Source organism: Pseudomonas sp. JL23, from assembly GCF_056933585.1.
Genome location: NZ_CM167795.1, coordinates 5,746,291 through 5,765,104 on the forward strand (window position 1 = coordinate 5,746,291; position 18,814 = coordinate 5,765,104).

The following is an 18,814-nucleotide window of genomic DNA, read 5'->3' on the forward strand; positions in this document are numbered from 1 at the left end:
TCAATCGGTAAACGGATTTGTAACAGATTACTTACAGATCAAAGCTTCGCACAGAGTCGGTGCTTTTCCATAGCGCCGGAAGAATTTTTCTGAATGCGTCGGTATCGCCGCTGCTCCAGAATAGTGTTTCACGTGCCGGGCCCTGGGCAAGTAAATCCTGCTGTTGCAGCAGGCGCTGAAGTTGTCGGGCGACGGCGCCGCCAGTGTCGATCAGGCTGATCGAGTCCGGCACCATTTGTCGCAAAAGTGGTTTGAGGAAGGGGTAATGGGTACAACCGAGAATGATGGTGTCGCAACCCTCGGCCAGTAATGGTTCTACGTAGCTTTGCAACAACTGGCGAATGGGCGGGCTCTGTACATCGCCCGTCTCGATCAGTTCGACCAGACCGGGGCAGGGCTGGGTCACTACCTTTACATCGGTGGCGAAACGGTCGAGCAAGGCGGCGAACCTGGCACTTTTCAGAGTGCCGGTAGTGGCCAGCACGCCGACCACGCCACTGCGGGTCGCCGCTGCGGCCGGCTTGACCGCAGGCTCCATCGCCACCAACGGCCAATCGGGATAACGCAGGCGCAATTCGGCGGCAGCGGCCACGGTCGCGGTATTGCAGGCGATGACCAACGCCTTGGCGCGTTGCTGATGGAAGAATTCGGCGATGAGCGCGCAACGCTGGCGAATGAACTCGGGGCTTTTTTCGCCGTAGGGAATGTGTCCGCAATCGGCAACGTACAGCAGTGATTCATTGGGCAGCAGGCGGTTGATCTCACCCAGTACCGACAGGCCGCCGACACCGGAATCGAACACGGCGACCGGGGCATCACTGGTTTTGGTCATGGCTGCCCTGATGATGAATGGCCTGGCAGACGCTGCATTGCGGGTCGCGGCGCACTTTCAGTTCACGGAAACGGGTGGTCAGGGCATCAATCAGCAGCAGCCGCCCGACCAGGGTTTCACCGAAGCCCGCCAACAGTTTCAGGGCTTCGAGCGCTTGCAGGCTGCCGACCAGCCCCACCAGCGGGCCGACCACGCCAGCCTCGCTGCAGGTCAGCTCGGCTTCGCTGCCATGCCCATACAGGCAGTGATAGCAGGGGCTGTCTTCGCGGCGCGGGTCGAATACCGACAATTGCCCTTCCAGGCGAATCGCCGCGCCACTGACCAGTGGTTTGCACGCTGCGACGCAGGCGGCATTCACCGCTTCGCGAGTGCCGAAGTTGTCCGAGCAATCGAGCACCACATCTACCGCAGCCACTGCAGCGGCCAGGGAGTCGGCATCCAGCGCCGTGCGATGGGGCACCAGGGTGATGTCTGGATTGATCGCACTGAGCCGGACCATGGCCGAATCGACCTTGGCCTGGCCGACGCTATGGCTGTCGTGGAGGATCTGTCGTTGCAGATTGGTCAGGTCCACCGTATCGAAGTCGGCCAGGTGCAGCTCACCCACTCCGGCTGCGGCCAGGTACAGCGCCACGGGCGAACCCAGGCCGCCCATGCCGATGATCAGCGCGCGCCCCTGCTTGAGACGCAACTGACCGTCGATATCGATGTGTTGCAGCAGAATCTGGCGGCTGTAGCGCAGCAGTTCGGCGTCTGTCAGCACGGCAGGTGCCCGAAGGTAATACGCTCGTGATCGCCCAGGTCACGTCGGGTTTTGACCCGCTCGAAACCATGCTGGACCAACAGCTCGCGCACGGCGGCGCCCTGATCGTAACCATGCTCGAGCAACAGCCAGCCATCGCTGTTCAGGTGCTGCGGCGCCTGGGCGATGATTTGCCGCAGGTCGTCAAGGCCATCAGTGCCCGCAACCAAAGCGCTGCTCGGCTCGAAACGCACATCGCCTTCGGCCAGATGCGGATCGCTGCTGGCGATATACGGCGGGTTGCTGATGATCAGGTCGAAGCGCTGGCCTTCCAGGGCACTGAACCACTGGCTTTCCAGCACCGCGACGTTATCCAGATGCAGGCGCTTGCGGTTGCGTTCGGCCAAGGCCACAGCTTCGGGCACGCGGTCCACCGCCGTGACGTTCCACACCGGCCGCTCGTTGGCCAGGGCCAGGGCAATGGCGCCGCTGCCGGTGCCCAGGTCGAGCAAGGACACCGTAGCGAAACCCGGCACCAGTTCCAGCGCGGCTTCGACCAGCATTTCGGTCTCGGGACGCGGGATCAGGGTGTGGGGTGCCACATCCAGATCCAGCTTCCAGAAGCCCTGCTGGCCGAGGATATAAGCCACCGGCTCGCCGGTCAGGCGGCGCTTGAGGTAATCGGCGAAGGTCTGCGCCGCCTCGGTGCTGACGATGCGCTCAGGCCATGTGTGCAGGAAGCTGCGCGGCTTGCCCAGGGCAGCGGCCAGCAACAGTTCGGCATCCAGACGCGCGGTCGGCGAATCGGGGAGTTCGGCATTTCTTAACAAACTGGCAATGATGGTCATTTACTCACCCAGAGCCGCAAGTTGGTCAGCCTGATATTCAGCGAGCAACGGTTCTATCACTGCATCGACCCCACCGGCCAGAACTTCATCCAGCGAATACAAAGTGAGGTTGACGCGGTGATCCGTGACTCGCCCTTGAGGGAAGTTATAGGTACGAATGCGCTCGGAGCGATCCCCCGAGCCGACCAGCAGCTTGCGCTCGCTGGCAATGGCGTTGGCAGCGGCGCTGGTCTGCTGATCGTTGAGCTTGGCCGACAGCCAGGACATGGCCCGCGCACGGTTCTTGTGCTGGGAACGCTCTTCCTGGCACTCGACGACAATACCCGACGGCAAGTGGGTAATGCGGATCGCCGAGTCGGTTTTGTTGACGTGCTGACCGCCGGCACCGGACGAACGATAGGTATCGACGCGCAAATCCGCCGGGTTGATCTCGATGGCCTGCTGTTCATCGGGCTCGGGCAACACGGCCACGGTACAGGCCGAGGTATGGATACGGCCCTGGGATTCGGTTTCCGGCACGCGCTGCACACGGTGGGCGCCGGATTCGAACTTGAGCTTGCCGTAGACATTCTCGCCTTCGACCCGGGCAATGACTTCCTTGAAGCCGCCATGCTCGCCTTCGTTTTCCGACAGCACTTCCACCCGCCAGCCACGCCGCTCGGCATAACGCGAGTACATGCGGAACAGGTCGCCGGAGAAAATCGCCGCCTCGTCACCGCCGGTACCGGCACGGATTTCGAGGAACACGTTGCGTCCGTCGTTAGGGTCCTTGGGCAGCAGCATGCGTTGCAGATTGCTTTCCAGTTCGACCAGTTGTTCCTTGGCCTCGCGCACTTCCTCGACCGCCATTTCGCGCATGTCGGGGTCGTTGTCCTTGAGCAGCGCCTGGGCGCCTTCGAGGTCCGACTGCACCTTGAGCAGCTGACGGTAAGCCTCGATAACCGGCTCGACTTCGGCGTATTCACGGGAATAGGCGCGGAACCTGGTCTGGTCGGAAATGACTTCGCCGTCGCCGAGCAACGCGGTCAGTTCCTCGAAACGGTCGCTGAGCACATCCAGCTTATTGAGCAGTGAAGCTTTCATTGCGGGGTTTTATCCGTCGAGCCCTCATTGAGGGCAAATAATTCCTGGGCCATGGCCAGCGCGTCGAAGCGACCTTCGGCAGACAGTTTCTTCAACTGTACGCTGGGGGCATGCAGCAGTTTATTGGTCAGGCCACGGGCCAGTTGCGCCAGTACTTCTTCAGCATTGCCGCCGTTGGCCAGGGAGCGTTGGGCCTTGGCCAGCTCCTCGTCGCGCAGGCGTTCGCTTTGCTGGCGATAGGCGCGCAGTACGTCGACGGCGGCCAGTTCACGCAAGCGCGACATGAACTCGTCGGCGCCGATGCTGACCATCTCTTCGGCGGCCTGAGCCGCGCCCTGGCGGCTCTTGAGGTTTTCGGCGACCACCTCATGCAGGTCATCGACGCTGTAAAGGTAGACGTCATCGAGCTCGCCGACTTCCGGTTCAATGTCCCGGGGCACGGCAATATCGACCATGAAGATCGGTTTGTGTTTGCGCAGTTTGAGCGCACTTTCCACCGCACCCTTGCCCAGGATCGGCAACTGACTGGCGGTGGAGCTGATCACGATGTCGCTGTTGACCAGTTCGGCCGGGATATCCGAGAGCAACACGGCGTGGGCACCAAACTCGGCAGCCAGCAGACTGGCACGCTCCAGGGTCCGGTTGGCCACCACGATGCGCTTGACCCCCAGGTCATGCAAGTGGCGCGCGACCAGGGTGATGGTCTCGCCGGCGCCAATCAACAGCGCCTGGCTGCGTTGCAGGTCGCTGAAAATCTGCTTGGCCAGACTGACGGCGGCAAACGCCACGGACACCGGGTTTTCACCGATGGCCGTATCGGTGCGCACCTGCTTGGCCGCATTGAATGTCGCCTGAAACAGCCGCCCCAGCAGCGGGCCGACCGTGCCGGCCTCCCGCGCCACAGCGTAGGCCGATTTCATCTGGCCGAGAATCTGCGGCTCGCCCAGCACCAGAGAATCGAGCCCCGAGGCCACGCGCATCATGTGACGAACTGCCGCATCGTTCTCGTGCACATAAGCACTGGCGCGCAGTTCTTCAAGGTTCAAATGGTGATAATGGGCCAGCCACGCGAGGATAGCGTCGGCTTCGAGCTGATCATGTTCGATGTACAGCTCGCTGCGATTGCAGGTCGAAAGGATCGCGGCTTCGCGGCTGTCGGTGATCCGGCAGAGCTGCTGCAACGCTTCAACCAGCTGCTCTGGCGTAAATGCCACGCGCTCGCGGACGTCTACCGAGGCAGTCTTATGGTTGATACCAAGTGCAAGGAAGGCCATTCAAGGTCGCTGATGGTGACGTGAAGCCGACAATTGTCCTACTTCAAAAGGTTCAGAACAACTACCGCTGACTATTGTCCCTATAGAACGGACCGGGAAATGCCATCATTTTGCCCTGCAGATGGGCTACAAATGGCTATCCCGTAGTTTTCCAAGCGGCTGTGGGTTTGCTCCCAGCCTTGTGTCATGATGCTCAAACCGCAGGTAAGTCGTCCCTTCTTATATATGAATAGATCCTCCGCGTTATTCCTCGCCCTTGCCCTTCTTGGCGGCTGCCAGAACATGGCCGCCGATTCGCCATCCGTTCCGGCGCAGCAAGACGCGCCGCCTGCGCCCGCCGCCAAGCCGCAGGTGTATGGCTCGTTCACCCAGGAGACTCTGGTCAGCCTGTTGAGCGCGGAGCTGGCAGGCCAGCGCAATCGCTTCGACCTGGCCCTGGACAACTACGTCACCCAGGCAATCAAGACTCAGGACCCTGGTGTTTCCGAGCGCGCCTACCGTATCGCCGAATACCTGGGAGCCGATCAGGCCGCCCTGGATACCGCGCTGATCTGGTCGCGCAATGACCCGGACAACCTCGAAGCCCAGCGCGTGGCCGCCATTCAACTGGCCCGCGCCGGTCGCTACGACGACTCGATGCTGTATATGGAAAGGGTCCTGCAAGGTCAGGGCGACACCCATTTCGACTTCCTCGCCCTGTCGGCGGCGGAAACCGATTCCAATACCCGCAACGGCCTGCTCACCAGTTTCGATCGCCTGTTGGGCAAATACCCGAAAAACGGCCAGTTGATCTTCGGCAAGGCGCTGTTGCTGCAACAGAACGGCGATGCCGACAAAGCCCTCAAGCTGCTCGAAGACAACCCGCCCAAGCCGGGTGAAGTTGCGCCGATCCTGCTCCACGCCCGCCTGCTGCAAGGCCTGGACCGCGGCAAGGAAGCGCTGCCGCTGCTGGAAAAAAGCATCAAGAAATACCCGGACGACAAGCGCCTGCGCCTGAGTTACGCCCGCGCGCTGGTCGAACAGAATCGCATGGAAGACGCCAAGACCCAGTTCTCCAATCTGGTTCAGCAGTTCCCTGATGATGATGAACTGCGCTTTTCCCTGGCACTCGTCTGCCTGGAAGCCAAGGCCTGGGACGAAGCGGCCGGCTACCTGCAGGAACTGGTCGAGCGCGGGGCCCACGTCGATTCGGCGCACCTGAACCTGGGGCGCATCTACGAAGAGCGCAACGATCCGCAGCAGGCGCTGGGTGAATATGCCCAGGTCGGCCCCGGCAGTGACTATCTGCCAGCGCAACTGCGCCAGAGCGATATCCTGATGAGCAACGGCAGTGCTGCCGAAGCGTCCAAGCGCCTGGCCGAAGCCCGTGAAGCCAACCCTGATTATGCGATCCAGCTGTACCTGATCGAGGCCGAAACCCAGGTCAACAACAATCAGGGCGAACGTGGCTGGCAGACGCTCAACACCGCGCTCAAGCAGTACCCTGACGACCTGAACCTGCTTTACACCCGTGCCATGCTCGCGGAAAAACGCGATGACCTGACCCAAACCGAGAAAGACCTGCGGGCGATTCTCAAACGCGAGCCGGAAAACGCCATGGCCCTCAACGCCCTGGGCTACACCCTGTCCGACCGCACGACACGCTATGCCGAAGCCAAGGAACTGATCCAGAAGGCCCACGACCTCAACCCGGAAGATCCGGCGGTGCTCGACAGCCTGGGCTGGGTCAACTATCGCCTGGGCAATCTCGACGAAGCCGAACGCCTGCTGCGCCAAGCCCTGGAACGCTTCCCGGACCACGAAGTCGCCGCGCACCTGGGTGAAGTCCTGTGGACCAAAGGCGAGCAACGCGAAGCCCGCAAGGTGTGGAGCAAGGCCCTCGAACAACAACCTGACAGCCCCGTCCTGCGCAGCACCATCAAGCGCCTGACCGGCTCCGAGACCCTCTGATTTATGTTTTTGCGCCACGTTCGCCACGTTATCGCTCTCAGCCTGATCGCCCTGCTCGCCGGTTGTGCGGGGCTTACCTCCCACGAATCGCTGCAAGGCCAGGGCAACCCGGCCCAGTGGAATGCCCACAAGACCCAGCTGAGCAGCCTCGACGGCTGGCAGATCAACGGCAAGGTCGGCATCCGCGCCCCCAAGGACTCGGGTAGCGGCACGTTGTTCTGGCTGCAACGCCAGGATTACTACGATATCCGCTTGTCCGGCCCGCTGGGCCGCGGCGCCGCACGCCTGACCGGGCGCCCCGGTGCCGTGTCGCTGGAAGTGGCCAACCAGGGCCGTTTCGAAGCCAAGGACCCGGAAACCCTGCTTGAAGAACAACTGGGCTGGAAACTGCCGGTATCCCATCTGGTCTGGTGGGTCCGCGGCCTTCCCGCGCCGGATACCAAGAGTCGCCTGACCCTCGATGGTGACAGCCGCCTGGCCAGCCTCGAGCAGGATGGCTGGCAGGTCCAATACCTCAGTTACGTTGAACAGAACGGCTACTGGCTACCCGAGCGCATCAAGCTGCATGGCCAGGATCTCGATGTCACAGTGGTGGTCAAGGACTGGCAGCCACGCAAACTGGGGCAATAAGCATGAGCCAGCCACGCCTGACCCTGCCCGCCCCGGCCAAGCTCAACCTGATGCTGCACATCCTTGGCCGTCGTCCTGACGGCTATCACGAACTGCAAACCCTGTTTCAGTTTCTCGACTACGGCGACGAACTTTCCTTCGCCGTACGCGAGGACGGTGAAATCCGTCTGCAGACCGATGTCCCCGGCGTGCCCCACGACAGCAATCTGATCGTCAAGGCCGCCCGCGCCCTGCAACAACAATCCGCTTGCCCGCTCGGCATGGACATCTGGCTGGAAAAACGTCTGCCCATGGGCGGTGGTATCGGGGGCGGCAGTTCCGATGCAGCCACCACCCTGCTGGCGCTCAATCATTTGTGGAAGCTGGCCTGGAGCGAGAATCAGCTCGCCGCCCTGGGCCTGACGCTGGGTGCCGACGTGCCGGTTTTCGTCCGTGGCCACGCGGCTTTTGCCGAAGGTGTGGGCGAAATCCTCACCCCGGAAAACCCCGAAGAACCGTGGTATCTGGTGCTCGTACCGCAAGTCTCTGTAAGTACAGCAGAAATTTTTTCAGATCCACTGTTGACACGCGACACACCTCCCATTAAAGTGCGCCCCGTTCCCAAGGGAAACAGTCGAAATGACTGCTTACCGGTTGTAGCAAGGCGTTATCCAGATGTACGTAACGCTTTGAATTTGTTAGGTAAATTTACCGAAGCAAAATTAACCGGAACTGGAAGTTGTGTGTTTGGGGCCTTCCCAAACAAAGCTGAAGCTGATAAAGTCTCGGCCCTTCTTACAGAGACCCTTACAGGATTTGTAGCAAAGGGAAGCAACGTTTCGATGTTGCATCGCAAGTTACAAAGTCTGCTTTAAAGGAACCGAGTACTGGGTACTCGTTGCAACAGATACAGGGGCGTCGCCAAGCGGTAAGGCAGCAGGTTTTGATCCTGCCATGCGTTGGTTCGAATCCAGCCGCCCCTGCCATTTTCCTATACTCATCCAGGTATACCCTCAGCCTTCAGGTACTGCGCGTGTCCAAGATGATGGTCTTTACGGGGAACGCTAACCCCGATCTGGCTCGACGTGTCGTACGTCAGCTGCATATTCCTCTCGGTGATATTTCTGTCGGTAAGTTCTCCGACGGCGAAATCACTGCGGAAATCAATGAAAACGTTCGCGGTAAAGACGTCTTCATTATTCAGCCGACCTGCGCTCCGACCAACGATAACCTGATGGAACTCGTCGTGATGGCTGATGCCTTCCGCCGCTCCTCAGCGACTCGAATCACAGCTGTTATTCCTTACTTTGGTTATGCCCGTCAGGATCGCCGTCCGCGTTCCGCACGTGTGGCAATAAGCGCGAAAGTCGTCGCTGACATGCTCACCGTAGTCGGCATCGACCGTGTTCTCACGGTTGATCTGCATGCTGACCAGATTCAGGGTTTCTTCGATATTCCGGTAGATAACATCTACGGCTCCCCTGTTCTGGTGGATGACATTGAAGATCAGCGCTTTGAAAACCTGATGATCGTATCCCCGGATATCGGCGGCGTCGTGCGTGCACGTGCTGTTGCCAAATCCCTGGGCGTCGATCTCGGGATCATCGACAAACGCCGCGAGAAAGCCAATCACTCTGAAGTGATGCATATCATCGGCGACGTCGAAGGGCGTACCTGCATTCTGGTTGATGACATGGTCGATACCGCCGGCACCCTGTGCCACGCGGCCAAGGCCCTGAAAGAGCATGGCGCTGCCAAGGTATTCGCGTATTGCACACACCCTGTATTGTCGGGTCGTGCAATCGAGAACATCGAAAATTCCGTGCTGGACGAACTGGTGGTGACCAACACCATCCCGTTGTCCGCTGCTGCACAAGCCTGTAGCCGTATCCGTCAACTGGATATCGCACCGGTTGTCGCTGAGGCGGTCCGCCGCATCAGCAATGAAGAATCGATCAGCGCGATGTTCCGCTAAGGGCCCTGCCCTTCGCCCATCCCGTTGACGAAAAGCGCCCCGCCCCGACATTCCGTCGGGGCGGGGCTTTTTTGCCCATATCGTCCTGGCGTCGGTCGCAAACGTCAGCCGAATGTGGTTAATTTGGAGATACAACATGAACGAATTTACCCTGAATGCTGAAGTGCGTTCCGACCTGGGGAAAGGTGCGAGCCGCCGCCTGCGTCGTCTCGCAAGCCTGGTTCCAGCTGTAGTCTACGGTGGCGAAAAAGCCCCTGAGTCCATCAGCATGCTGGCCAAAGAAGTTGCCAAACTGCTCGAAAACGAAGCGGCTTACAGCCACATCATCGAGCTGAACATCGGTGGCACCAAGCAAAACGTCGTCATCAAAGCCCTGCAGCGTCACCCGGCCAAAGGCCACGTGCTGCACGCTGACTTCGTCCGCGTTGTTGCTGGTCAGAAACTGACCGCTCACGTTCCATTGCACTTCATCAACGAAGCTGCTCCGATCAAGAAAGGCGGCGAAATTTCGCACGTTGTTGCTGAAGTTGAAGTGACCTGCCTGCCGAAAGATCTGCCTGAGTTCATCGAAGTCGACCTGAACAACGCTGAAATCGGCGACATCGTTCACCTGTCCGACGTCAAGGCCCCTAAAGGCGTTGAATTCGTTGCACTGGCGCACGGTAACGACCTGGCTGTTGCCAACGTCCACGCTCCACGCGTAGCACCAACCGAAGACGCTGCCGAGTAATCCACTCGCCATTGTCAGAAGTTGCTGAAGAAGGGCCCCTGTCGTGACCGCCATACAACTGATCGTTGGCCTGGGAAATCCAGGCACTGAATACGAACAGACCCGGCATAACGCAGGGGCTCTTTTCGTTGAGCGTATCGCTGCGGCGCAACGAGTCAATCTCGTCGCCGAGCGCAAATTCTTTGGCCTGACCGGACGCTTCACGCACCAGGGTCAGGATGTTCGTCTGCTGATACCCACCACCTACATGAACCGCAGCGGCCAGGCCGTAGCGGCTCTCGCCGGTTTCTACCGCATCCCGGTAGACGCGATCCTGGTGGCGCACGACGAACTGGACTTGCCTCCGGGCGTTGCCAAGCTCAAGGTTGGCGGCGGCCATGGCGGTCATAACGGGTTGCGCGACATCATTGCGCAGCTCGGCAACCAGAACACCTTCCATCGCTTGCGGCTTGGCATTGGCCACCCGGGCGATGCCAGCAAGGTCTCCGGTTTTGTCCTGGGTCGAGCGCCGCGCGCCGAACAGGAAAAACTGGACGCCAGCATCGACTTTGCCCTCGGCGTGCTGCCGGATATCTTCGCCGGTGAATGGAACCGGGCGATGAAAAACCTGCACAGCCAGAAGGCCTGACACCACTCGAGGGGAAACACCATGGGATTCAATTGCGGCATCGTCGGCCTGCCCAACGTCGGCAAGTCCACCCTGTTCAACGCCCTGACCAAATCCGGTATCGCGGCGGAGAACTTTCCCTTCTGCACCATCGAACCGAACAGCGGCATCGTACCTATGCCCGACCCGCGCCTGGATGCCCTGGCCGCGATCGTCAATCCAAAGCGCATCCTGCCGACCACCATGGAGTTCGTCGACATCGCCGGCCTCGTGGCGGGCGCGTCCAAGGGCGAAGGCCTGGGCAACAAGTTCCTCGCCAACATCCGTGAGACCGATGCCATCGCCCACGTGGTCCGCTGCTTCGAAGATGACAACGTCATCCATGTCGCCAACAGCGTCGACCCCAAGCGCGATATCGAAATCATCGACCTGGAACTGATCTTCGCCGACCTCGACAGCTGCGAGAAGCAACTGCAGAAAGTCGCGCGCAACGCCAAGGGCGGCGACAAGGATGCCGTGGTCCAGAAAGGTCTGCTGGAACAACTGATCAACCACTTCACCGAAGGCAAGCCTGCGCGCAGCCTGATGAAGAGCATGAGCGCCGACGAGAAGCAGGTCATCCGTGGCTTCCACCTGCTGACCACCAAGCCAGTCATGTACATCGCCAACGTTGCCGAAGACGGCTTCGAGAACAACCCGTTGCTGGACGTGGTGCAAGCCATTGCCGACGAAGAAGGCGCGATCGTGGTGCCGGTGTGCAACAAGATCGAAGCGGAAATCGCCGAGCTCGATGACGGCGAAGAGAAAGACATGTTCCTCGAAGCCCTGGGCCTCGAAGAGCCTGGCCTGAACCGCGTGATCCGCGCAGGCTACGAAATGCTCAACCTGCAGACCTACTTCACTGCCGGTGTCGAAGAAGTCCGCGCCTGGACCGTAAAAGTCGGCGCCACCGCGCCACAAGCGGCCGGCGTAATCCACACCGACTTCGAAAAAGGCTTTATCCGCGCCGAGTGCATCGCCTACAACGACTTCATCCAGTACAAGGGCGAAGCCGGAACCAAGGAAGCCGGTAAATGGCGCCTGGAAGGCAAGGACTACATCGTCAAGGACGGTGACGTGCTGCACTTCCGCTTTAACGTCTAAGTAACAGGCGGCACTACCAAGCCCCGCGCTCACCTGATGAGCCGGGGCTTTTTACGTTAACCGACAACCGCCTTCGCCGCCTGCGCAAGACGCTGCACAGCCCAGCGAATTTCTTCCTTATTCAACGAAGCAAAGCCCAGACGCAACGCATTCTCGGGTTGATCCTCCGGCGAAAACTGGCGACCACCGCGCACCACCAGATCCAGTTCCAGCGCCTTCTCGACCAGTTGATCAACGTTGATCGAGTCAGCAAACCGCACCCACAGCGCCAGCCCGCCTTCCGGTTCCTGCACCACGATCTGCTCGCCGAAAGCTTGGTGCAGACAACTTTGCAGGGTTTCCCGACGGCGCCGATACTCCTTCGAAACCCGACGCAGGTGCTTCTTCAACTCGCCGTCATTGATCAGGTCGGCGAGCATCTGCTGCATGATCGCGTCGCCCTGGCCCAGGGTCAGCGCGGCATTGCGTTCAAGCACGGCGATAAGGTCGGCCGGGGCGACCACGTAGCTGCAACGGAAGGTGTTACCCAGAGACTTGGAAATCGAGCCGATGTAGATCACATGACGCTGCGCGCTGTCGCTGGCCAATGGCAGGTAGGGCCGCCCGGCAAAGTGATATTCGTGGTCGTAGTCTTCTTCGATCACGCAGAAATCATGCTCTCGAGCCAACGTCAGCAACTGCTGGCGACGCCCGACGTGCAGGCTCACCGTGGTGGGAAACTGATGGTGGGGCGTGAGGTACATCATGCGCACGTCATGCTCCCGGCACAGCGCATCGATCTGCTCGACGCGACAGCCTTCGCCGTCCATATCCACCGTTATCAATCGCGCGCCCAAACGGCGAAATATCTCCCAGGCCGGTGGGTAACTCAGGCGCTCCACCAGTACCACATCACCGGGTTTGAGCAGGGCACTGGCGGTGAGATACAGCGACATCTGCGTGCCCTGGGTCAGGCAAATGTGCTCAACGTCCACGGCCAGGCCGCGATTGTTGCGCAGCATTTCCGCCAAGGCTCTGCGCAGAGCGTGACTGGTGCCTTCGCTGCCGTGGCGCACGGTGTTGGAGGTAAACGTGTTGCGCAACGCGTTGCGGTAGTAGCGATGCAGCACGGCTTGCGGCAGCAAGCGGTGGTCGCAGGCGCCATTGTCGAAGAACAGCGCGCCGGGCCGATGTTGCAGCGCCCTCACCTCTTCGCTCTGGGTGAAATAGGCCACCGGCGGCACGTCTCGCAGCTCAAGGGCAAACGACTGTGGCGCGCTGCGGGCCATGCTCGCGCCGGCCGCCAGTTGCGCACTGACAAAGGTCCCGCGGCGTTGCTCGCTGACCAGCCAGCCCTTGGTCACCGCCTCTTCGTAGGCAAGGATCACCGTCTTGCGGTTGACGTCCAGCAACTGCGCCATCTCCCGCGTGCCCGGCAGTAAGGTGCCAGGGGCAAGACGGCCCTCGGTAATCGCCGTGACCAGTCCTTCGACAATTCGCCGAAATGACGCCTTGGATTGGCCCGCATCAAGATTGAGCAGCGGACGCCATTTACGTAACTGGACCATATGAACTATCCAAAACTGGAGGTTTTCCTGGTCCTAGTCTAACGCAACAATTGAACCTCACTCGCCCCCCGAGGTTTTTATGCACGCAGGTCATGTCATCCAATTGTCGCCCTCGGGCAAAACATTCCAGGCCACGGACGAGCTGCTGCTCGATGCCATGCTTGCCAGCGGCCTGGCCGTGCCGTTCTCCTGCCGCCGCGGCGCCTGCGGGTCGTGCAAGGTCAAGGTGGTTTCGGGTCAGTATCGCGACAAGCTGCTGGCACAAGACGCCTCGGCACCCTGCTATCCATTGGCCCCGGACGAAATGCTGCTGTGCCAGAGCCATGCCTGCAGCGACATGCGCCTGGAAATCCCCGGCTGGTCACTGGATACGCCGCCCCTGGAAGTCACCGCGCAGGTCGTCAGCCAGCGGGCGCTGAGCAGCGACATCGTTGAATTGGTACTGCGCACGCCGCAGCCGCTCGAGGTTCGCGCCGGGCAATACGTCAGATTTCGTCTCGACAATGGCGACAGCCGCTGTTTCTCCGTAAGCAACCTGCCCGCACTGGACCATGGAGAGCTGGTCTTTCATATCCGTCAGGTCAAGGGCGGGTTGTTTTGCGCAGGCATCCTGCCGGGCCTGCAAGCGGGCGACGCGCTGCAACTGGAGGGCCCGTTGGGCGCCTGCACCTGGCAGCACGACGATCAGCGCCCCGTCGTACTGTTCGCCACCGGCACCGGCTATGCCGGGATCAAGCCGATGCTGCTGACGGCCCTGGCGCGTGATGCCAAAGTGACGCTGTATTGGGGCGGATCGGCGGCCGAAGATTTCTACGACCGCGAATTTCTCGACCAGACGAGCGCCGAACATCCACGCTTTCGCTGGCATCCGGTGCTGTCGGCGGAGGCGCGGGTACACCACGTCGCACTGGCCCAGGCGCATGACTGGGCCGTTGTGCAGGTCTATGCCTGCGGCAATGGCACGATGATCAGCCAGGTTCGCGAACACTGCCTCGCAGCAGGGCTTGCGGCCCACCGTTTTGTCGCCGAAGCCTTCGTTGCCAGCGGTGCACTGGCGCCGGTTGCCCTGCTCGCGGCGCTGGACCCGATATTGGAAAAAGTCGGCCCGCGCTACTCACTGGACGGCATGCTCGCCGCCCGCGAGCAATCGGTGCGCGCCCTGGCTGCCATCGCCAGCCAGTTGAAAGTCGGCATGACCACCGCCCAGGCCCTGGAAATGGCCAATGAACAGTTGCAGGCCATGGGTGCCTCCCACACCTGGCACCCTACCTACATCCGATTTGGCGACGACACGGTCCGCACCCCACGCCAGGGCATCGACCCCGAACGCACACTGCGCGCCACCGATATCGCCGTAGTCGACCTGGGCCCGGTATGGGACGGCTACGAAGGCGACTACGGCGACACCTTCGTCTTCGGCGAGCACCCGCTGCATCAAGCCTGCGTGAAAGCGCTGCACGAAGTCTTCGACGAGACCCGCGACGCCTGGCACCACGGCCTCACCGGGCGTGAGCTGTATGACTTCGCCGAACACAGTGCACTCGCCAAAGGCTGGCGTCTGGAGCGCAACCTGGCCGGCCACCGCATCGCCGACTTCCCCCACGCGCTGTTCGGCCAGGACAAACTGGCGGAGCTTGCGATCGTGCCGAGCGAAATGGTCTGGGTGTTGGAGATTCAGCTGTGCCATCCCACGGAGGCGGTGGGCGGGTTTTTTGAGGATATTTTGATTGGCGAGAACGGCTCATAGCTTATGGGGGACCGGCTTTAGCCGGTCCCACAAAAAAACCTCCGGACGGTTAAGCCTTGGCCGGTTTAGAGCGCGCCTCCAACTCGACAATGGACTGATCAACCAGCGCCCTGGCCATATCGATCATGTAGACCACGGCCAAGGCCAGGCTGCGTTTCGAGCCGTTGAGGTGATCGCCCGCTTCGTACGCAACCGCAGAGGCGCAACGCAGAATGTCGGAGATGCGGATCAGGTTTTCTTCAAGGGTGTGGGGTGGATCGGGGACGAGCTTAATCATTGGATTCTCCTACTTACTCGCGGGAGCCAACGTTTGCCGCTTCTCAATTCGGCAAAGGGTGGCAGCTATGTACAGGTTGAGAAACCGGTTAGTAGGCACCCGGCACAGACCTAGGTCTGCCTGCACACAGCTGCCATAACGCATTCACCGCTACGACGTAGCGGCGAGGGATGGGGCAGCAGATGTGCCTACTAAAAACGGCTTCTCAATTCCGTTCACTGATTCGTCAGTGACGGCGCGCAGATTAGTGACCAAATTTGGCAGGCACAAGCGGTTGGAATTGTTTAGGAAATTTCACTCAATAGAAAGAGACCGGCCCTTCAGATTCGTCACTTTTCTTGTAGGCCATGTCCTGCAAACACCCCATATTTCATGAAAGAAACACAAAACCTGTGGGAGCGAGGCTTGTCGGACCGCCGCACCGCCGCGAAGAGGTCGATACATCCGACGCACCTTTTGCGCCTGGTACATACCTTCTCGGGCAAGCCTCGCTCCCACAAGGGATATCATCCCCATTCAGATCCCGTACGTGACGTGTTCGCCGGTACTCACGACTTCACATTCTGCGCCGCCAACGCATCCGCCGCGCTGCGCTCCATGCCGTCGGCAAACTTGCCCATCAGGCGCACCAAGTCTTCGAACTCACCCGGCTCCCAAGTCGCAAAAATCTCCCGTGCCCGGCGTGCCCGTGCCTCGTCCACGGCGTCGGTCATGGTCTTGCCCTTGGGCAGGATCACCGCTTCGCGCACACGCCGGTCCTTCTCGCTGGCCTGGCGAGCGATGAGGCCCAGGCTTTCCAGTTTGGCCACCTGGCGGCTGACCGTGGTGTAGTCGCGGCCGATGCGGTCGGCCATGTCGACTACGCCAATCGGCCCCAGGCGTTCGATACCGACCAATAGCGGAAACAGCGCCCGGTCCAGGGCGATGCCCGCGTCGCGAACCATGGCCTCGTCGTTCTGCGGGCGGTTCATCACGCTAACGATACTGATCAGGGCGTTATGCAGCGCCCTGAGCTGCGCGGAATTATGTGTATCTTGCACTCTTTTCTCCATTGGCATAGGATCCGGCCAGTTGCGTGCATATTACACATATTGGAGTAAGTCATGACAGAGTGCCCGGCGGTGGATGTACTGATTTGTGGCGCAGGCGCGGCAGGCCTGACCCTGGCCATCGAACTGGCCCGTCGGGGAATATCCCTGCGCCTGATCGAGAAAATGCCCACGCCCTTCCCCGGTTCAAGGGGCAAAGGCATTCAGCCGAGGACTCAGGAAATCTTCGAAGACCAAGGCGTTCTCGACCAGTTGCTGGCCACCGGCGGCCTGTATCCGCCACTGCGCCAGTACGCCAGCGACGGCAGTTACACGCAGACAGCCGTCATCGAAGCCGAACCGCCAACCCCCGCCGAGCCCTATCACCATGCTCTGCTGGTACCGCAGTTCCTCACCGAGCAGGTCTTGCGCGCACGCCTGTTGGCGCTGGGCCAGCGCCCGGCCTTTGGCTGTGAACTGAACGGTTTTGTACAGGACGCACAAGGTGTCACGGCCACCCTGACCACCTCGCAGGGCGAAGAGAGCATTCGCGCCCGCTACCTGATTGGCGCTGACGGTGGCCGCAGCTTTGTCCGACATACCCTGGAGATAGGCTTCCCCGGCAAAACCCTGGGCGTGCGCGCACTGGTCGCCGACGTGCATTTAACCAGACTGAAAGCTGACGCCTGGCACCAGTTCAACCAAGGCTCGCCAGCTCATCAACTGGCGATCTGCCCGCTGGCAGGCACCGACCTGTTCCAGATTCAGGCCCCGGTGCCGCTGGAAGGCGATGTCGATCTGTCACCTGAGGGCCTGACCGCGTTGGTCGCCGCACGCAGCGGGCGCCATGACATTGCGGTGCAGTCGGTGAGTTGGGCATCGGCCTACAGCATGAGCGCGCGGCTGGCAGACCGTTACCGTATTGATCGCGTCCTGCTGATCGGCGACGCCGCCCATGTCCATCCGCCAACCGGAGGCCAGGGGCTCAATACCAGCGTGCAGGACGCCTATAACCTGGGCTGGAAACTGGCAGCCGTGATCAACGGTGCGCCCGACAGCCTGCTCGACAGTTACGAAGAGGAACGTCGGCCCATCGCCGCCACTATGCTGGGACTGGCTTCACGCCTGCTTGATGCGGCGAAGCGCGGGGACATGCATCGGGGTCGCGAGGTCAGGCAGCTTGATCTCGGTTATCGCGAATCGTCCCTCGCACTGGGCACCCAACGCAGCGAAGGATTGCTTGCCGGTGATCGCGCCCCGGATGCGCCTTTGCGCGGTGCGGCGGGTCAGCCGACACGTCTGTTCGAGTTATTGCGCGGCACGCACTGGACGCTGTTGGGCTACGAAACAGAGCGCAAACTCGTGTCGCCACGGCCGGGGCTGCACATTCATATGATTGGCGCGCGCGGTGATCTTATCGATGAGCAAAACCATTTGCACGACGCCTACGCCGCGACGGTGGGCGACTGGATCCTGATACGCCCCGATGGCTATGTCGCTGCCATCGTTAACGGGAATGAGCTCGGCGCACTGGAAAGCTTTTTACAACGGCAAGGTCTGACCGCTTAAGCCTGGCGCACGCTGTTCGTAGTCCTGAAACCACTGTATCGCCCTGGAAATATCGCCCAAGGTGTAGATATGCAGGCGCAGTTCGCCCAGGTCTTGCAAGGCCATGCGCTGCAACAGCGTGGTCAGAAAGCGTTCCGGCCCTTCCGTCCCGAGCAACGAGGTGACTTGCCAGCCGTAGCGTTGCAACAGTTGCGCGCAGGTGCCGACGCGGCATTGTCGGGCGAAGTTAAGCAGCCCGGTCATATTGCTCGGGCCGGGAATGCCGACGCGGATAGGCACATGGATACCGGCTTGACGCACCTGCTCGATCCAGCGGATCACCGCGTCAGTATCGAACGACAGCTGCGTGGTGATCTCGACCTTGAAGCCCTTGGCGGTCAGGGCGTCGACCTTGCGCCGCAGGTAGCCCCACAGCACCTCATCGGTGATGCGCGGATGGCCCTCCGGGTAGCCGGGGATGCCCACCGTTTCGATAGCCAGGCCATCGAGGAAACGGCCGTTGATCACATCCATCGAATCGGTGAACGGACCCTGCGGCCCGGCCGGGTCACCGCCGACCAGAAACACCCCGCGCACCTGCCCTACCTCCACGGCCTGGGTCAGGTAGGAGCGCAGTACTTCAGGGGAAGCGATGCGCCGTGCGGAAATGATTGGCCGCGGCCGGGCGCCAGCAGCACGCAAGGCTTCGACAGCGGCAAGCCGCTCGGCGTAGGACTCGCTGCTGATGAAGGCGATATTGACCGGTATGTCCGTGGGCAGCAGGGCTTTTGCCTGAAGCAAACGCGATACGTCTTTTGCGGTGGTTTCCAGAGAGAAGCCCTGGAACAGCGATGACCGAATGTTGCTCATGATA

18 protein-coding genes and 1 tRNA gene are annotated in these 18,814 nt (G+C 60.8%); 10 read left to right on the top strand and 9 right to left on the bottom strand.

What is annotated here, in order from left to right; genetic code table 11:
• Positions 1-31: 31 nt before the first annotated feature.
• The 5 genes from murI to hemA are packed head-to-tail and all read right to left on the bottom strand — an operon-like array spanning position 32 to position 4,779.
• On the bottom strand, positions 32-832 hold the full coding sequence (gene murI, locus AC1Z24_RS26500) for a glutamate racemase (RefSeq protein WP_483743354.1): 801 nt from the start codon (positions 830-832) through the stop codon (positions 32-34).
• Positions 816-1,595, bottom strand: coding sequence for a molybdopterin-synthase adenylyltransferase MoeB (locus AC1Z24_RS26505; RefSeq protein ID WP_483743355.1), 780 nt, complete (start codon positions 1,593-1,595; stop codon positions 816-818). Before AC1Z24_RS26505 ends, murI begins: the two co-directional genes overlap by 17 nt.
• Positions 1,589-2,422 carry a peptide chain release factor N(5)-glutamine methyltransferase gene (prmC, locus tag AC1Z24_RS26510; RefSeq protein ID WP_483743356.1) on the bottom strand — a complete coding sequence of 278 codons (834 nt, stop codon included), beginning with the start codon at positions 2,420-2,422 and terminating at the stop codon, positions 1,589-1,591. Before prmC ends, AC1Z24_RS26505 begins: the two co-directional genes overlap by 7 nt.
• Entirely contained in the window at positions 2,423-3,505 is a 1,083-nt protein-coding gene (prfA, locus tag AC1Z24_RS26515) for a peptide chain release factor 1 (protein ID WP_259107103.1), read from the bottom strand. It abuts the gene before it with no gap.
• A complete protein-coding gene (gene hemA / locus AC1Z24_RS26520; protein WP_483743357.1) occupies positions 3,502-4,779 on the bottom strand; it encodes a glutamyl-tRNA reductase in 1,278 nt (425 codons plus the stop codon). The genes prfA and hemA overlap by 4 nt, the downstream gene beginning before the upstream one ends.
• A 225-nt stretch (positions 4,780-5,004) precedes the next feature.
• Here hemA and AC1Z24_RS26525 point away from each other — a divergent pair, with 225 nt between their 5' ends.
• The 8 genes from AC1Z24_RS26525 (at position 5,005) to ychF (ending at position 11,793) form a co-directional block, all read left to right on the top strand.
• Positions 5,005-6,729, top strand: coding sequence for a tetratricopeptide repeat protein (locus AC1Z24_RS26525; protein WP_483743358.1), 1,725 nt, complete (start codon positions 5,005-5,007; stop codon positions 6,727-6,729).
• A 3-nt stretch (positions 6,730-6,732) separates the two neighbouring features.
• On the top strand, positions 6,733-7,359 hold the full coding sequence (gene lolB, locus AC1Z24_RS26530; RefSeq protein WP_483743359.1) for a lipoprotein insertase outer membrane protein LolB: 627 nt from the start codon (positions 6,733-6,735) through the stop codon (positions 7,357-7,359).
• A 2-nt stretch (positions 7,360-7,361) separates the two neighbouring features.
• Positions 7,362-8,213: a 4-(cytidine 5'-diphospho)-2-C-methyl-D-erythritol kinase gene (gene ispE, locus AC1Z24_RS26535; protein WP_483743360.1), complete on the top strand. Its 852-nt coding sequence runs from the start codon at positions 7,362-7,364 to the stop codon at positions 8,211-8,213.
• 36 nt (positions 8,214-8,249) lie between these two features.
• Positions 8,250-8,324: transfer RNA gene (locus AC1Z24_RS26540), tRNA-Gln, on the top strand.
• A 47-nt stretch (positions 8,325-8,371) separates the two neighbouring features.
• The gene (locus tag AC1Z24_RS26545) at positions 8,372-9,313 is read left to right on the top strand and encodes a ribose-phosphate pyrophosphokinase (RefSeq protein ID WP_016971225.1); all 942 of its coding nucleotides are present in this window, start codon (positions 8,372-8,374) and stop codon (positions 9,311-9,313) included.
• A gap of 136 nt (positions 9,314-9,449) precedes the next feature.
• Positions 9,450-10,043, top strand: a complete 594-nt coding sequence (locus AC1Z24_RS26550) for a 50S ribosomal protein L25/general stress protein Ctc (protein WP_413299659.1) — start codon at positions 9,450-9,452, stop codon at positions 10,041-10,043.
• Positions 10,044-10,086: 43 nt separating this feature from the next.
• The gene (pth, locus tag AC1Z24_RS26555; RefSeq protein WP_259107059.1) at positions 10,087-10,671 is read left to right on the top strand and encodes an aminoacyl-tRNA hydrolase; all 585 of its coding nucleotides are present in this window, start codon (positions 10,087-10,089) and stop codon (positions 10,669-10,671) included.
• 21 nt (positions 10,672-10,692) lie between these two features.
• Positions 10,693-11,793 carry a redox-regulated ATPase YchF gene (ychF, locus tag AC1Z24_RS26560; RefSeq protein WP_483743361.1) on the top strand — a complete coding sequence of 367 codons (1,101 nt, stop codon included), beginning with the start codon at positions 10,693-10,695 and terminating at the stop codon, positions 11,791-11,793.
• 56 nt (positions 11,794-11,849) lie between these two features.
• Here the strand turns inward: ychF and pdxR are convergent, their stop codons facing one another.
• Positions 11,850-13,340: a MocR-like pyridoxine biosynthesis transcription factor PdxR gene (pdxR, locus tag AC1Z24_RS26565; RefSeq protein ID WP_483743362.1), complete on the bottom strand. Its 1,491-nt coding sequence runs from the start codon at positions 13,338-13,340 to the stop codon at positions 11,850-11,852.
• 79 nt (positions 13,341-13,419) lie between these two features.
• On the opposite strand from pdxR, the gene AC1Z24_RS26570 reads away from it, so the two are divergent.
• The gene (locus AC1Z24_RS26570) at positions 13,420-15,087 is read left to right on the top strand and encodes a M24 family metallopeptidase (RefSeq protein WP_483743363.1); all 1,668 of its coding nucleotides are present in this window, start codon (positions 13,420-13,422) and stop codon (positions 15,085-15,087) included.
• A 49-nt stretch (positions 15,088-15,136) separates the two neighbouring features.
• On the opposite strand, the gene AC1Z24_RS26575 is transcribed toward AC1Z24_RS26570, so the two are convergent.
• Complete coding sequence (locus AC1Z24_RS26575) at positions 15,137-15,364, bottom strand: DUF6124 family protein (protein ID WP_483743364.1); 228 nt, start codon at positions 15,362-15,364, stop codon at positions 15,137-15,139.
• A gap of 548 nt (positions 15,365-15,912) precedes the next feature.
• Positions 15,913-16,404 carry a MarR family winged helix-turn-helix transcriptional regulator gene (locus AC1Z24_RS26580; RefSeq protein ID WP_483743365.1) on the bottom strand — a complete coding sequence of 164 codons (492 nt, stop codon included), beginning with the start codon at positions 16,402-16,404 and terminating at the stop codon, positions 15,913-15,915.
• Positions 16,405-16,467: 63 nt separating this feature from the next.
• Here AC1Z24_RS26580 and AC1Z24_RS26585 point away from each other — a divergent pair, with 63 nt between their 5' ends.
• Complete coding sequence (locus AC1Z24_RS26585; RefSeq protein ID WP_483743366.1) at positions 16,468-17,961, top strand: FAD-dependent oxidoreductase; 1,494 nt, start codon at positions 16,468-16,470, stop codon at positions 17,959-17,961.
• On the opposite strand, the gene AC1Z24_RS26590 is transcribed toward AC1Z24_RS26585, so the two are convergent.
• Positions 17,935-18,810, bottom strand: coding sequence for a methylenetetrahydrofolate reductase (locus AC1Z24_RS26590; RefSeq protein ID WP_483743367.1), 876 nt, complete (start codon positions 18,808-18,810; stop codon positions 17,935-17,937). The genes AC1Z24_RS26585 and AC1Z24_RS26590 overlap by 27 nt on opposite strands.
• Between the last annotated feature and the right edge of the window lie 4 nt (positions 18,811-18,814).

Coding starts and splice junctions, on each gene's coding strand:
- ispE (WP_483743360.1), top strand. CDS start 7,362: ATGAGCCAGCCACGCCTGACCCTGCCCGCCCCGGCCAAGCTCAACCTG.
- hemA (WP_483743357.1), bottom strand. CDS start 4,779: ATGGCCTTCCTTGCACTTGGTATCAACCATAAGACTGCCTCGGTAGAC.
- AC1Z24_RS26525 (WP_483743358.1), top strand. CDS start 5,005: ATGAATAGATCCTCCGCGTTATTCCTCGCCCTTGCCCTTCTTGGCGGC.
- prmC (WP_483743356.1), bottom strand. CDS start 2,422: ATGACCATCATTGCCAGTTTGTTAAGAAATGCCGAACTCCCCGATTCG.
- AC1Z24_RS26550 (WP_413299659.1), top strand. CDS start 9,450: ATGAACGAATTTACCCTGAATGCTGAAGTGCGTTCCGACCTGGGGAAA.
- murI (WP_483743354.1), bottom strand. CDS start 832: ATGACCAAAACCAGTGATGCCCCGGTCGCCGTGTTCGATTCCGGTGTC.
- AC1Z24_RS26575 (WP_483743364.1), bottom strand. CDS start 15,364: ATGATTAAGCTCGTCCCCGATCCACCCCACACCCTTGAAGAAAACCTG.
- AC1Z24_RS26590 (WP_483743367.1), bottom strand. CDS start 18,810: ATGAGCAACATTCGGTCATCGCTGTTCCAGGGCTTCTCTCTGGAAACC.
- AC1Z24_RS26585 (WP_483743366.1), top strand. CDS start 16,468: ATGACAGAGTGCCCGGCGGTGGATGTACTGATTTGTGGCGCAGGCGCG.
- AC1Z24_RS26570 (WP_483743363.1), top strand. CDS start 13,420: ATGCACGCAGGTCATGTCATCCAATTGTCGCCCTCGGGCAAAACATTC.
- pdxR (WP_483743362.1), bottom strand. CDS start 13,340: ATGGTCCAGTTACGTAAATGGCGTCCGCTGCTCAATCTTGATGCGGGC.
- lolB (WP_483743359.1), top strand. CDS start 6,733: ATGTTTTTGCGCCACGTTCGCCACGTTATCGCTCTCAGCCTGATCGCC.
- prfA (WP_259107103.1), bottom strand. CDS start 3,505: ATGAAAGCTTCACTGCTCAATAAGCTGGATGTGCTCAGCGACCGTTTC.
- ychF (WP_483743361.1), top strand. CDS start 10,693: ATGGGATTCAATTGCGGCATCGTCGGCCTGCCCAACGTCGGCAAGTCC.